At 35.8% G+C, this 14,005-nt stretch carries 9 protein-coding genes and 1 riboswitch; of the genes, 8 read left to right on the top strand and 1 reads right to left on the bottom strand.

Annotated features, from left to right (window positions below):
• Positions 1–26 precede the first annotated feature (26 nt).
• The gene (locus P178_RS0120885) at positions 27–641 is read right to left on the bottom strand and encodes a deoxynucleoside kinase (RefSeq protein ID WP_027068071.1); all 615 of its coding nucleotides are present in this window, start codon (positions 639–641) and stop codon (positions 27–29) included.
• A gap of 195 nt (positions 642–836) precedes the next feature.
• Between P178_RS0120885 and P178_RS0120880 the strand changes: the two genes are divergently transcribed.
• The 8 genes from P178_RS0120880 to P178_RS0120845 all read left to right on the top strand — a co-directional run bounded on the left by P178_RS0120880 (position 837) and on the right by P178_RS0120845 (position 13,997).
• Positions 837–1,688 carry a GLPGLI family protein gene (locus tag P178_RS0120880; RefSeq protein WP_051638386.1) on the top strand — a complete coding sequence of 284 codons (852 nt, stop codon included), beginning with the start codon at positions 837–839 and terminating at the stop codon, positions 1,686–1,688.
• Positions 1,689–1,728: 40 nt separating this feature from the next.
• On the top strand, positions 1,729–4,407 hold the full coding sequence (locus P178_RS0120875) for a TonB-dependent receptor (protein ID WP_027068069.1): 2,679 nt from the start codon (positions 1,729–1,731) through the stop codon (positions 4,405–4,407).
• A gap of 262 nt (positions 4,408–4,669) precedes the next feature.
• Positions 4,670–5,926 carry a methionine adenosyltransferase gene (gene metK / locus P178_RS0120870; RefSeq protein WP_027068068.1) on the top strand — a complete coding sequence of 419 codons (1,257 nt, stop codon included), beginning with the start codon at positions 4,670–4,672 and terminating at the stop codon, positions 5,924–5,926.
• A 423-nt stretch (positions 5,927–6,349) separates the two neighbouring features.
• Entirely contained in the window at positions 6,350–6,547 is a 198-nt protein-coding gene (locus tag P178_RS0120865) for a hypothetical protein (protein ID WP_027068067.1), read from the top strand.
• A gap of 426 nt (positions 6,548–6,973) precedes the next feature.
• Complete coding sequence (locus P178_RS0120860; protein ID WP_036147271.1) at positions 6,974–8,917, top strand: CocE/NonD family hydrolase; 1,944 nt, start codon at positions 6,974–6,976, stop codon at positions 8,915–8,917.
• Between the two features lie 64 nt (positions 8,918–8,981).
• Complete coding sequence (locus P178_RS0120855) at positions 8,982–10,409, top strand: amidohydrolase (RefSeq protein WP_027068065.1); 1,428 nt, start codon at positions 8,982–8,984, stop codon at positions 10,407–10,409.
• Positions 10,410–10,487: 78 nt separating this feature from the next.
• Complete coding sequence (locus P178_RS0120850; protein WP_027068064.1) at positions 10,488–12,110, top strand: sulfatase; 1,623 nt, start codon at positions 10,488–10,490, stop codon at positions 12,108–12,110.
• A 389-nt stretch (positions 12,111–12,499) separates the two neighbouring features.
• Positions 12,500–12,603: riboswitch (SAM riboswitch) on the top strand.
• A gap of 119 nt (positions 12,604–12,722) precedes the next feature.
• Positions 12,723–13,997: an O-acetylhomoserine aminocarboxypropyltransferase/cysteine synthase family protein gene (locus tag P178_RS0120845; RefSeq protein ID WP_027068063.1), complete on the top strand. Its 1,275-nt coding sequence runs from the start codon at positions 12,723–12,725 to the stop codon at positions 13,995–13,997.
• The last annotated feature ends 8 nt before the right edge of the window (positions 13,998–14,005 follow it).

The raw sequence follows: 14,005 nt of genomic DNA, 5'->3' as shown, positions 1-14,005 counted from the left end.
ATTTTTAGGGTTTTGAGAAGATGAACTTAAAATAGACCGTTTATTTGAGCGTCAATTTTATTCAAAATAATACCTAAGTCTTCAGGTTTATCAACAAAGTCTAAATCATCTACATCAATAATCAACAAGTTGCCTTTTTCATAACCATGTACCCAAGCTTCATAACGTTCATTTAATCGGCTTAAATAGTCAATTGAAATTGTGTTTTCATATTCTCTACCTCTTTTATGAATTTGCTTCACCAAGTTTGGAATAGAGCTGCGTAGATAAATTAGAAGATCTGGCGGATCTACCAGACTCTCCATTAAATCAAACAAGCTAGAGTAGTTTTGAAAATCACGGTTGGTCATAAGACCCATTGCGTGTAAGTTAGGAGCAAAAATATGTGCATCCTCATAAATAGTTCTATCCTGAATAATTTCCTTTCCACTTTCTTTAATCTGTAGAATTTGACGGTATCTACTATTTAAAAAGTATATCTGAAGGTTAAAACTCCAACGTTCCATTTGATTGTAAAAATCATCTAAATATGGGTTCTCAACTACATCTTCAAAATGAGGTTCCCAATTATAATGTTTAGCAAGTAATCTAGTTAGGGTCGTTTTTCCTGCACCGATATTTCCGGCAACTGCTATGTGCATAGACGTAAATTGATTAATGGTTGTGTTCTAATTCTCAACAAGATTAGATGGTACAAGATACAAGATAACTACAGGAAGTAAAAACATATTTGTTGTATGGCACAAAAAAAATGACCTCAATCCAATTCTTTGCAAAATGCAATTAAACCAAAATCATATTTTGATGTCATACTACCATTCTAATACATAAGCAAGATGAGATATAAGTGGTTCATAGGTTTAATGATTGTATGCATGGGCGTAAGCTTACAAGCGCAAGATTTTCAAGGCAAGGCAATTTACCAAAGTAAAACACCGGTAAATTTCGATTTTGGAAATAGAAACATTCCTGAGGATAGAAAAAAGGAAATGATGGAACGCATGAAAAAAGCGAACGAAAAAACCTTTATTCTTAATTTCCATAAAACGGCATCTATTTATAAAGTAGAGGAAAAATTAGAGCAGCCCGGAGAAAGAGGTGGTGGTCGTGGTCCACGTTTTGGAGCAATGGCAGGTAATGATGGGGATTTATACAAGAATATTCAGGATCAAAAGTATTTGGTGAAGAATGAATTATTAGGTAAAATTTTTCTGATTGATGATGAGTTGGAGGCATTAGATTGGAAAATGGAGAGCGAGTCTAAACAAATAGGAAATTATACGGCATTTAAGGCAACGGCTGTAAAGACTATTAAGCGACCGAATATGAGCGCTATTTTTAGAAGACTTGGTAGGGGAGAAGAAAATGATGAGGAGAAAAAAGGGGAAGAGTTTATTATAAAAGAAGTTGAAATAGTTGCGTGGTATACTCCAGAAATACCAATAAATCAAGGTCCTGGTTTGTATTGGGGACTTCCGGGTTTAATTTTGGCTGTAAACGATGATGTTACTACAATCGTTTGTTCAGAAATCACATTAAATCCTTCAGAGAAGATTGAAATAAAAGCACCTAGTAAAGGAAAACAAGTTACCCAGGCGGAATATGATCAGATCTCTCAAGAGAAAATGAAAGAAATGCGAGAGAATTTCAGAAACCGTGGTGGTCGTGGTGGCGGTAGACCAAATTAATTAAAGTACTTCTTAATTTATTTCTATTTACACCTTTCCTATGAAACATAATGTGCTTGTTATTCTTTCGCTATTATTAGCTACTATTGGTGCTGCCCAAGAAATTTCATTATCGGGAACGGTAAAGGATAGTCTAGGTGTTGGTATAGATATGGCGAATGTTATTGCCATAAATACGGAGACCAAAGGCTTAGAATCTTATGGGATTACCAATCATGCGGGGCTATTTAAATTAAAACTGAAAACTGGTCAGCAATACACGGTAAAGGTCAGTTATTTAGGGTTTAAACCAGAGTCTTTTACATTTACAGCAGGTGAGAGCGATGCTGTAAAAAATATTATAATGCAAGAGCAAGCAGCGCAACTAGATGAAGTGGATGTAACATACGAAATGCCGGTTTCGGTAAAAGGCGATACTATTGTGTACGATACCGATGCATTTGTGTCGGGCACGGAAAAGAAACTGAAGGATGTTCTAGAAAACCTTCCGGGAATTGAAATAAACGATGATGGTCAAATAGAGGTAGAGGGTAAAACCGTAAGTAAGATTATGGTAGAAGGTAAAGATTTTTTTGACGGAGATACAAAGCTTGCGGTAGAAAATATTCCGGCTAACGCCTTAAGTAAAGTTGAGGTATTGCGTAATTTCAATGAGGTGTCGCAAATGAAAGGTCTTACCAATGACGATGATAATGTGGCTTTGAACATTAAGTTGAAGGAGGGTAAAAAGAACTTTTGGTTTGGCGAATTAACTGCAGGGTATGGTCCGGATGATAGGTATTTGGCACATCCTAAATTGTTTTACTACAGTCCAAAGTACAGTATTAATATTATCACCGATTTAAATAATATTGGCGAAGTACCTTTTACGCGAAACGACTATAGAAATTTTACGGGAGGATTCAGAAATATCAATTCAAGAGGAGGTAGTTCTATTGCTACTGGTGTAGATGGGTTGGGGCTTTCTTCTGCACAAAATAATAGGGCAAATGACATTGATACAAAATTTGCTGCCGCCAATTTTAGTTATGCGCCTATAGAAGGGTTGGATTTAAGCGGATTTGGTATTTATTCTTATACAGGAACTCTTATGAAATCTGAAGGGAGCACCTCTTATATAGCAAGTAATGATGTAGAAAGCACAACATCAAATACAGATCAGACCATTCATTTGGGTTTAGCAAAGTTGAGTGCGAAATATAAGCCCAATGAAGATTTTCAATTAGATTATGATGCGCTTTTAAAACAATCGGATGATACGGAGGAAGTAGATGTGCTATCAATATCCTCTATTACCGATCAAATTGCAGAGGTAAAAAAGCAGAAGCCGTTATCTGTAAATCAGAATTTAAATATCTATTACACCTTAAATGAGAAGAACATTTTTGCGGTAGAAGCACAGCATTTATATCAAGATGAAGATCCTTTTTATGAGGCCCTTAGAAGTGAGTTCGCCTTTGTTGATATTTTTCCTGTAGATGAAAATCAGAACGTATATAATATCAACCAGGCAAAAAATATAGTAACCAATAAGGTTGATGCCAAGGTGGATTATTATAGGGTTCTTGGAAATAAAAGCAACATAAATCTAACATTAGGTACCACGCAAAGCAATCAGAATTTTAATTCAAGTATATATCAAATTTTAGATAATGAAGAAACTTTGAATATGAATGGTGATGCGTTTGGCAATGAAGTCGCGTTTCATGTGTCTGATGTTTATGCAGGCTTACATTATAAAGTTATTTCTGGAATATTCACCTTTAATCCTGGGGTTACGGTGCATCAATTCAATGTAAAAAATGAGCAGCTAGGTACAGTGGTCGAAGATAATTTGACGTCGTTATTGCCAGATTTATATATTAATGCACAACTTAAGAAATCGGAGAATATTCGTTTTAATTATCGTGTAACCCGTTCGTTTACAGATGTCAGTAATTTTGCACAAGGCTATGTGTTAAACAATTACAATTCGCTTTATAGTGGAAATCGAGATTTAGAGAGTGCACTTAACCATAACGTTTCGCTTAATTTCTTCAGTTTTAATATGTTTAATTTCACTAATATATTTGCGAACATAGCGTACACCAAAAGAATAGATGCTTTAAAAAGTGGCGTTGATATTATTGGTATTAACAGAGTAAGTAGTACCATCAATTCAAATTTTGAAGACGAATCATTAACCGCAAGCGGAAAATACGAACGTACATTTGGTAAAATAAAAGCATCTGTACAAGGTAATTTAGGTTGGTCTACAACTAACAACCTTGTTGATAATCAGCAGCGAACCTCAAATTCATTGACGCAGAATTATACAACCGCTTTATCTACTAATTTTAAGAATGCGCCAAATTTAGAATTAGGGTATAGATACACCGTTAATAATTATGAAAACGGAGATTTAGAAACAACCTTCTTCACAAGTAGACCTTATGCTCGTTTTGATGCCAGTTTTTTAAAGAACTTTATTTTCAACGTAGAGTATGATTATTATAATTATTCGGATAAGGAAGATACGATATCCAATACCTATAGTTTTCTAGAATCTACCCTAACATATCAGAAGAAAGATAGCCGATGGGAATATGGTATTAAAGGCACTAATTTATTGAATACTACAACACTGAATAGAGATAGTACAAATGAACTGTTTTTTAGCACACAAGCCTATTTTGTGCAACCACGCTATGTGCTACTGTTTGTGAAATATGATCTTTAAAAATTGAAAATTTAGGGTGCGAATTATCAAATCTTTTAAATGCGTTAATAAATAACATCATATTAAGATATTGAACTGAACATTTTTTCTATTTTTGCACCATAATTAAAATAAAGAGGAGGGATTTGACTGATTGCAACCTCTGTTTTAACCTAAGGGTATAAAACAAAAAAAATGCTAAAGCAGTTGATGCTGATACTTCATCGCATCACACTTCTTTTCGGCATTCGTTCAAATCCTTTTAAGAATAAAAAAGATTGTTATGCCATATTTATTTACATCAGAATCTGTTAGTGAAGGACATCCGGATAAAGTTGCGGATCAAATCAGTGATGCGTTATTAGATAATTTTCTTGCTTTTGATCCAGAAAGTAAAGTAGCCTGCGAAACATTGGTTACTACAGGTCAAGTAGTATTAGCTGGGGAAGTAAAAAGTGATACGTATTTAGATGTACAGAACATTGCCCGTGAAGTCATTAATAAAATAGGATATACCAAAGGAGAATATCAGTTTAGTGGAGATTCTTGTGGTGTTATTTCTTTGATACATGAGCAGTCTCAAGATATTAACCAAGGTGTAGATCGTGGTTCTAAAGAAGAGCAAGGTGCAGGTGATCAAGGTATGATGTTTGGTTACGCAACTAGCGAGACCGAGAATTACATGCCGTTAGCGCTAGATATTTCACATAAAATTCTGCATACTTTGGCAGAAATGCGTCGCGAGAATAAAGAGATTACTTATTTAAGACCAGATGCTAAGGCACAGGTTACTATAGAATATTCAGATGCCAATGAGCCAATACGTATAGATACTATCGTAGTTTCTACACAGCACGATTCTTTTGATGCAGATGATGAGAAAATGTTGGCGAAGATTAAGTCTGATATTATTTCCATTTTAATTCCAAGAGTAAAGGAACAATTACCAGCAGATACTCAGAAATTATTTGATGATCAAATCAAATACCATATTAACCCAACTGGGAAATTTGTAATTGGCGGTCCTCATGGAGATACCGGATTAACTGGTAGAAAGATTATTGTTGACACTTACGGTGGTAAAGGAGCACACGGTGGTGGAGCTTTTAGTGGAAAAGACCCAAGTAAGGTAGACCGTAGTGCAGCTTATGCAGCGCGTCATGCAGCAAAGAATTTAATAGCAGCTGGTGTAGCAACTGAAATTTTAGTACAAGTAAGTTATGCTATTGGTGTGGTTGAACCAACATCAATTTATGTAGATACTTACGGTACGTCTAAAGTTGGTTTAAGTGATGGTGAGATTGCAAAAAAGGTAGCTCAGATTTTTGATATGAGACCGTTTGCAATTGAAGAACGTTTAAAGCTAAGAAACCCAATTTATTTAGAAACTGCCGCTTACGGACACATGGGGAAAACACCTGTAACTGTTACCAAGGTTTTCGAATCTCCTTATAATGGTCGTATAGAAAGAGAAGTAGAGCTGTTTACATGGGAAAAGTTGGATAAAGTAGATGAGATAAAAGCAGCGTTTAATCTTTAACGTTATTGCTAGTTGCCGATATTAATAAATAAAAAAATGCTCCGTGATACACGGAGCATTTTTTTTGCATTTTTTATAGATCGTACATCAAACGTCATTGCGAGATACGAAGCAATCTACCGCTCAGAACTCTCAGGTTAAAATCAGCTCACAACACAATTAACATCTCTTCACAACAAGTATTATGCATTTTACCACAAAATATATTTTGTAGGAAAAAGATTACATATATTTGATATATAATAATTAGAGAACCCCAAATCTCGCCACCTAAAAGATGAAATATTTTGTACTGGTATAAACCAAATATAGATGGTATTAAGTTCAAGTTGAAGCCCCAAAAGTCAACCTGATTTTAAAACTATTTAAAAGTATCGAGTCTTTAAAAAACCTATTAAAAATATAACTTAACCTACGAATGCCATGTTAAAACGATTTGCTTTTCCCTTAGCGGTATTTCTATGTATTGTACTGCAATCTTGCACAAAAGAAACAGACCTTATTTCAGGGTATGTTGTTTTAGATGCAACGAAAAAAGAATACCGTTCTTTAAACGTTAATCCAGATTTTAAAATTGAAAAATCTGAAGGAACAGTTGCATTGATTCCTTTTTCTGATTAGATTTAAATCCAGCTAAAAACAATTTTAATGAAAGACCAATTAATTCAAGACAATACAATTCAAGTTTATAAAAGTGATTTTTTCTCAGGCATTCTTATGCTGGCCAGAAAGTTATTTATGATATAATTTTAATCGTAATTGCGTGCAGTGCTACCGAAAGGTGGTAATCTGAGAAAAAATCTGACTATTTGGAGCATGCCATTTACATGTATGTAAAATGAAGCCTTTTCAATTTATGTAGAGCTTGTTAGAAAAACTTACACTTTCTATTTTAGCCTATTATTTTGTTTTAAAGTAGGTGCCTCCTTCGATTAGGAATATGCGGTCCAAATTTTTTTTGGTAGTTTTTATCCGTAATTCTGGTCATGTTAAAATCTAGATAATCGAGTAAACTTTCTTAGATTTAAGACTTCAAACTCTTAAGACATGCCAAAGTTTACCATCAAACATTTTTTTACCCTAATTTTTCTTTCTACACTGATTATTTCCTGTAGAAAAACAGCACCTAAAGTTGCAGATGCCGAAGTCTCCGAAACTTATGTAGCGGATAACTACACCAAAAAAGAGGTAGATATCACTATGCGAGACGGCTTAAAACTCCATACCACAATTTATTCTCCAAAGGATACTTCAAAAGAATATCCTATTATTATGCAAAGAACTCCTTATAGCTCTCAGCCATATGGAGCAGGGAAGTTCAAAGAAAAAATTGCACCAAACATTCACATGATGCAAGATGGCTATATTGTCGTCTATCAAGATGTGCGAGGGCGTTGGTTAAGTGAAGGGCATTATGAAAATATGCGTGCTTACAAGCCAAATAAAAAAACCGATCAAGATATTGATGAAAGCTCAGACACCTATGATACTATTGAGTGGTTGGTGAACAATGTAGATAACAATAATGGCAATGTAGGTATTTGGGGAATTTCATATCCGGGTTATTATTCTACTTATGCAGTAGTAGATGCACACCCAGCTTTAAAAGCAGCTTCTCCACAGGCAAGTATTGCCGATTTCTTTTTCGATGATTTTCACCATAACGGAGCTTATTTATTAAGCTATTTTAGAGCAACCTCTTTATTTGGTACACCAAGACCAGATGGTGATAAACCAATAGATACGGCATGGTATGTATTACCAGAATTACCCACCGAAGATCAATACCAATTCTTTTTAGATGAAGGTCCGTTAAAGAATTTAGATCGCTTCTTTGAATATGAAACTACAGATACGCCACGTATGGCAAAAGAAGGTGTTACAGATGATTATTTCTGGAACGAGTTAAAAGAGCACCCTAATTACGATGAGCTTTGGCAAAGTCGCGGATTAATTCAGCATTTAAAAAATGTAAAACCAACGGTAGCCACAATGGTCGTTGCAGGTGAGTTTGATGCCGAAGATTTATACGGACCATTAGAAACCTACAAGAATATTGAAAAGTACAATGCCGAAAATTACAACACTTTGGTTTTTGGACCGTGGGATCACGGCGGATGGGCAAGAAGAAAAGGGCAGAACATTGTTGGTAACTACTATTTTGGGGACGGAATTTCAGAATTTTTTCAAGAGAATATAGAAACTAAATTCTTTGATCATTTCTTAAAAGGAAGTGGAGATAAGAATAGCGGACTTCCGGAAGCTTATGTATTTGATACCGGAAAGAAAGATTGGAAGACGTATGATACATGGCCACCAGAAGGTGTAGTTAAAAAAGATATGTACTTATCTTTTGATCAAGAACTGACTGCCGAGCCAAAAGCAGTAGAGGAAGTGAAGTTCATTAGTGATATTAAAAAGCCTGTTCCTTATTCAGAGGATATTAAAACGGTTTTTACACCAAGAAAATATATGACCGATGATCAGCGTTTTGCAGCTCGTCGTGGCGATGTTTTGGTTTTTGAAACCGAAGTCATGGAAAATGATATGACCCTAGCCGGTGACATTCTAGCAAAGCTAAAAGTAGCCACTACAGGTACAGCCGCAGATTGGATTGTAAAAATCATTGATGTACACCCAGCCGATGAGCCTGCTTATGAAGGCATGCAAGACCACTTGAAAATGAGCAACTATCATTTAATGGTGCGTAGCGAAGTTTTGCGTGGGCGTTTTAGAAATAGTTTTGCTGAACCTGAGCCATTTGTGGCAAACCAAAAGACAGATGTAAACATAAAGCTGCAAGATGTTTTTCATACCATTAAAAAAGGACACAAATTACAGGTGCAAGTACAGAGCACGTGGTTTCCATTGATAGATTTAAATCCGCAGACTTACGTAGATAATATTTTCAACGCAGATGAGTCAGACTTTAAAACTCAAACACATACCGTTTTTACAGATTCTAGTATTGAGTTTTCGGTGTTGGAGTAGCGGTTTTAACCTATTTATGTTCTTATTTTTAAACTAAACAAACCACCAGACAAAAACTACTAAAATGAAAAAAGTAATCCAAACAATAGCGGTTATATTATTACTGATACCAGTAACTGCTGAAGCACAAAAAAGCAAAAAAGAAATAATTAACAAATTAGATTCTCAATTTGAAGTCTACAAAGGTATTGCAAATCAACTTTGGGAAAATCCTGAATTAGGATATCTAGAGGAGAACAGTTCAATTCTTTTACAAGAAAAACTTAGTGCAGCCGGATTTAAAATTGAAAAAGGTGTAGCAGGAATACCTACTGCCTTTACGGCTACTTATGGCTCAGGTTCGCCTGTAATTGGTATATTAGGAGAGTTTGATGCTCTGCCAGGTATGTCTCAATCTGCAGAGCCATTCAAAAAATCTAGAGTTGTCGATGCACCTGGTCAAGCTTGTGGTCATCATTTGTTCGGTACTGGTTCAATGGCAGCAGCAATAACAGTTAAGAATTGGCTGGCTGATTCTAAAAAATCAGGAACGATAAGATTTTATGGAACTCCAGCGGAAGAAGGAGGTTCCGGAAAAGTTTATATGGTCAGAGCTGGTCTTTTTGATGATATTGATGCTATTGTTTCTTGGCATCCAGGCGATGAAAACACTTCAAATCCTAGCACGAATTTGGCAACGATATCTGGAAAATTTAGATTTAAAGGAGTTTCTTCACACGCTGCTGCAGCACCTGAATTAGGTCGTTCTGCCCTTGATGGGGTAGAAGGAATGAACGATTTGGTGAATATGCTTAGAGAACATACTACCGAATCTACCCGTATTCATTATGTAATAACTAAAGGAGGAGATGCGCCAAATATTGTACCTGAAGAAGCTGAGGTTTATTATGTTGTTCGCCATTCAAATAGAAAAGAAGTTAAAGCGGTTTGGGATAGAGTTATTAAAGCAGCAGAAGGAGCTGCCATAGGAACGGAAACAGAAATGTCTTACGAGATTATTGGTGGAACTTATGAGCGTTTGCCAAATGAGGTTCTTGCAACATTAATGCATGATAATATGAAATTGGTTGGTGGTGTAAACTACACCAAAGAAGAAATAAAGTTTGCCGAAGAAATCCAGAAAACTTTAAAAACACCAAAACTTATCGAAAGTGCCAGTGAAATTAAACCAATGGTATTCACTTATGGTAAAGCATCTGCCGATACCGGTGATGTTAGTTGGAATGCACCGACAGCTGCCGTAAGAGCTGCCACTTGGGTGCCAGGAACTCCTCCTCATAGTTGGCAAGCCGTCGCAGCTGGCGGAACAGATATTGGATTCAAAGGAATGATGGTTGCAGCTAAAACAATGGCGTTAACCGCAATTGATATTTATGAAAAACCGGCAATTTTGAAAGAAGTGAAAGCCGAATTTGAGAAAAGAAGAGGGGCTGATTTTAAGTATGAAGCTTTATTGGGAGATAGAAAACCAGCTTTAGATTATAGAAAGTAATGAGTTTATAAATCAGGAAGAATTCCATAAAAATCTTCTTATTTTTAAAACTATCAAACTTACCAAACAACAACAAAAATGAAAAAACTATTACTAGCTGTAGCAAGTATACTATTCTTGCTGCCAATTACTACTGAGGCACAAAAGAGTAAAAAGAAAAAGCCCAATATTATTTTCATCATGTCAGATGATCATGCGTACCAAGCAATTAGCGCGTATGATGATAAACTGTTGAACACACCTAATATTGATCGTTTGGCAAAAGAAGGTATGCTGTTTACCAATGCGAGTGTTACCAACTCCATTTGTGCACCATCAAGAGCTACGATTCTTACGGGCAAGCATACACATATTAATGGGAAAGTAGATAATTACTTCCCGTTTGATACTACACAAACGACCTTTCCGCAGATATTTAAAAAGAACGGTTATAAAACTGCCATGTTCGGCAAGCTTCACTTTGGTAACAATCCAAAAGGGGTAGATGAGTTCATGATTTTGCCAGGTCAGGGGCATTATATTAATCCCGATTTTATTGTAACCAATGGCGATACCATCACCAAACAAGGGTATGTAACCGATATTATTACAGATGTATCTTTAGATTGGTTAAAGAAAGAAGCGTCTGACGACGAACCGTTTATGATGATGTATTTGCATAAAGCACCGCATCGCCCATGGTGGCCAAGACCAGATAAGTTTAAGGAATTCACTAAGAAAACATTCCCAGAACCAGAAACACTTTTTGACGATTACAGCAATAGAGGTTCGGCGGCGAAAACAGCCGAAATGAATTTGTTGACGCACATGATGTATAGTCATGACAGCAAAATAAGACCAGAAACTTTAGCTAAAATGGAAGGCACTGTTTTTCCGGTAGTTGAAGAATTTCCAAATAGTTTTTATGGACCATATGGTCGTGCAACTGCAGAACAAAAAGCACTGTATGATCCAGTTTTAGATTCAATCAATGATTTTTTCTACGAGAATTGGCCAAAAATGAACGATACCGAGAAAATGAAATGGAAATACCAAAGGTATATGCAAGATTACCTAGGTAGTATTTCTTCGGTGGATGATAACGTAGGTCGCTTGTTAGATTATTTAGATGAAACTGGATTGGCAGAGAATACTATTGTTATATATACATCTGACCAAGGTTTTTACTTAGGTGAACATGGTTGGTTCGATAAGCGGTTTATATATGACGAATCTTTTAAGACTCCGTTATTGGTGCGTTGGCCTAATGTGGTGAAGCCAGGATCAGTGGAAAATGAAATGGTACAGAATTTAGACTTTGCACAAACCATGTTAGAAGCTGTGGGTATTAAAGCTCCAAGTGATATGCAAGGAGAAAGTTTAATTCCGTTATTAAAAGGTGAAAAAGACAAATGGACACGTGATGCGGTGTATTATCAGTATTATGAATATCCATCGGTACACATGGTAAAGCGCCATTACGGCATTGTAAACAAAGAATTTAAGCTAGTTCATTTCTATTATGATGTAGATGAATGGGAATTGTATGATAGGTTAAATGATCCTAATGAAATGAACAATGTATATAACGACCCAGCTTATGCTGACACCGTTAATAAACTAAAGAAAGATTTAGTCGCTTTGCGTAAGAAATACAAAGACTCACCAGAACAAGATCAAAAATACATTGATAAATACAAGAGTGCGGGAATGATTAAATAATCGTTTTCAATTTCGTATTTGTAAATACCCTGTTATTCGAATGCTTTCTATCTAATTATGAAATTGGATAGAAAGTATATCGAAAATCTATAAGATTATCATTGTTCTATTAATGATGAAGGATAAATTCGATTTTAATTAATCTTTTTAATATAATTTCCGTTCACATTAAAATTGCAAAGACCAATTGAAGTGACATCTTTCCATAATTTAGTTTTTCTAGCAAAAACGCAAATAATCATCAAGAATGAGCGATTATTTGCGTTTTTAGTTACAAACAGCCCTTTTAGGTACACAACTTGTTATTTTATTCAAATTTTTAGAAATGATTAGGTTTTTAAATTTCTCTGCCCTTATATTTGTAGCTCAAAGTTCACACACTTATTGAATAGTTATCAAGAAAGGTGGAGGGATTAGACCCTTTGAAACCTTAGCAACCCTTTGTTCCATACAAAGAAGGTGCTACATTCTACCCTTAGGGGATGGATAACAGTAATCGATTTTTTATCGATATTACTTTCTTATAACTTTTTGATTTTACCTACCCGCAATTTATATGGGATTAGGACGGGGCTTTTTAATTATTTAAATAATTTTAAAAACAACAAAATCATGAGTAACTACAAATTAGCAACAAACGCATTACACGCAGGTCACGACACAACTACCAATGGAGGTACAAGAGCAGTGCCTATTTATCAGACGTCATCATATGTTTTTAATGATACGGAGCACGCCGCAAATCTTTTCTCATTAAAAGAGCTTGGATTTATTTACACGCGTTTAAACAACCCAACCAATCAAATCTTACAAGATAGATTAGCTGCTGTAGAAGGAGGAATCGGAGCAGTGGTTTTTGCATCGGGTACAGCTGCAATCTCAACAGGATTATTGACATTGTTAAAAGCAGGTGATCACATTGTGGCATCAAGCAGTTTATATGGAGGTACGTTTAACTTATTAAATGTTACCCTTCCAAGATTTGGCATTACGACGACGTTCGTAGATGCTTCTGATCCTGAAAACTTTGGAAAAGCTGTACAGGAGAATACAAGAGCATTCTTTGTGGAGTCTTTAGGAAATCCGAAATTGGATGTATTGGATTTGAAAGCGATTTCTAAAGAATCGAAAGCAGCGGGAGTACCTTTTATAGTAGATAATACAGTAGCAACTCCTTCATTATTAAATCCAATAGAACATGGGGCAAACTTGGTAATACACTCGTTAACAAAATACATTGGCGGACAAGGAACTTCTTTAGGAGGTGCTATTATTGATGCTGGTACGTTTGACTGGACCAACGGAAAATTCCCGGAGTTCACAGAACCATCTGCAGGATACCACGGTTTGGTATACAGCGAGGCATTAGGTGCTGCGGCATTTACTTTCAAATTAATATTGGAAGGGCTGCGTGATTTTGGAGGAGCATTAAGTCCGTTTAACGCATTCCAAATCATTCAAGGTTTAGAAACTTTGCCGGTACGTATAAAGCAACACAGTGCAAATGCATTAGAATTGGCTACTTGGTTAGAAGGAAGGGAAGAAGTGGCTTGGGTAAATTATCCAGGGCTTAAAAGTAACAAGTACAACGCATTAGCGAAAGAATACTTGCCAAAAGGACAAAGTGGATTAGTTACCTTTGGAGTAAAAGGCGGATTTGATGCTGCTAAAAAAGTAACCGATGCTACGAAGATATTTTCTTTGCTAGCTAATATTGGAGATACGAAGTCATTGATCATTCACCCAGCAAGTACTACGCACCAGCAATTGACTGCAGAGCAACAAGAAAGTGCGGGTGTTGGTCAAGATTTAATTCGTTTATCTGTTGGTCTAGAAGATATCGAAGATTTAAAAGCCGATTTAGAACAGGCATTTGCTAGTCTTTAATTTAGACT

Origin of the sequence: Maribacter sp. Hel_I_7 (genome assembly GCF_000688315.1) — a bacterium.
GTDB lineage: Bacteria > Bacteroidota > Bacteroidia > Flavobacteriales > Flavobacteriaceae > Maribacter > Maribacter stanieri.
Note: the sequence above shows the minus strand (reverse complement) of the source record. Positions and strands in the feature narration are given on the sequence as shown.

Coding starts and splice junctions, on each gene's coding strand:
- P178_RS0120845 (WP_027068063.1), top strand. CDS start 12,723: ATGAGTAACTACAAATTAGCAACAAACGCATTACACGCAGGTCACGAC.
- metK (WP_027068068.1), top strand. CDS start 4,670: ATGCCATATTTATTTACATCAGAATCTGTTAGTGAAGGACATCCGGAT.
- P178_RS0120875 (WP_027068069.1), top strand. CDS start 1,729: ATGAAACATAATGTGCTTGTTATTCTTTCGCTATTATTAGCTACTATT.
- P178_RS0120865 (WP_027068067.1), top strand. CDS start 6,350: ATGTTAAAACGATTTGCTTTTCCCTTAGCGGTATTTCTATGTATTGTA.
- P178_RS0120885 (WP_027068071.1), bottom strand. CDS start 641: ATGCACATAGCAGTTGCCGGAAATATCGGTGCAGGAAAAACGACCCTA.
- P178_RS0120860 (WP_036147271.1), top strand. CDS start 6,974: ATGCCAAAGTTTACCATCAAACATTTTTTTACCCTAATTTTTCTTTCT.
- P178_RS0120880 (WP_051638386.1), top strand. CDS start 837: ATGAGATATAAGTGGTTCATAGGTTTAATGATTGTATGCATGGGCGTA.
- P178_RS0120855 (WP_027068065.1), top strand. CDS start 8,982: ATGAAAAAAGTAATCCAAACAATAGCGGTTATATTATTACTGATACCA.
- P178_RS0120850 (WP_027068064.1), top strand. CDS start 10,488: ATGAAAAAACTATTACTAGCTGTAGCAAGTATACTATTCTTGCTGCCA.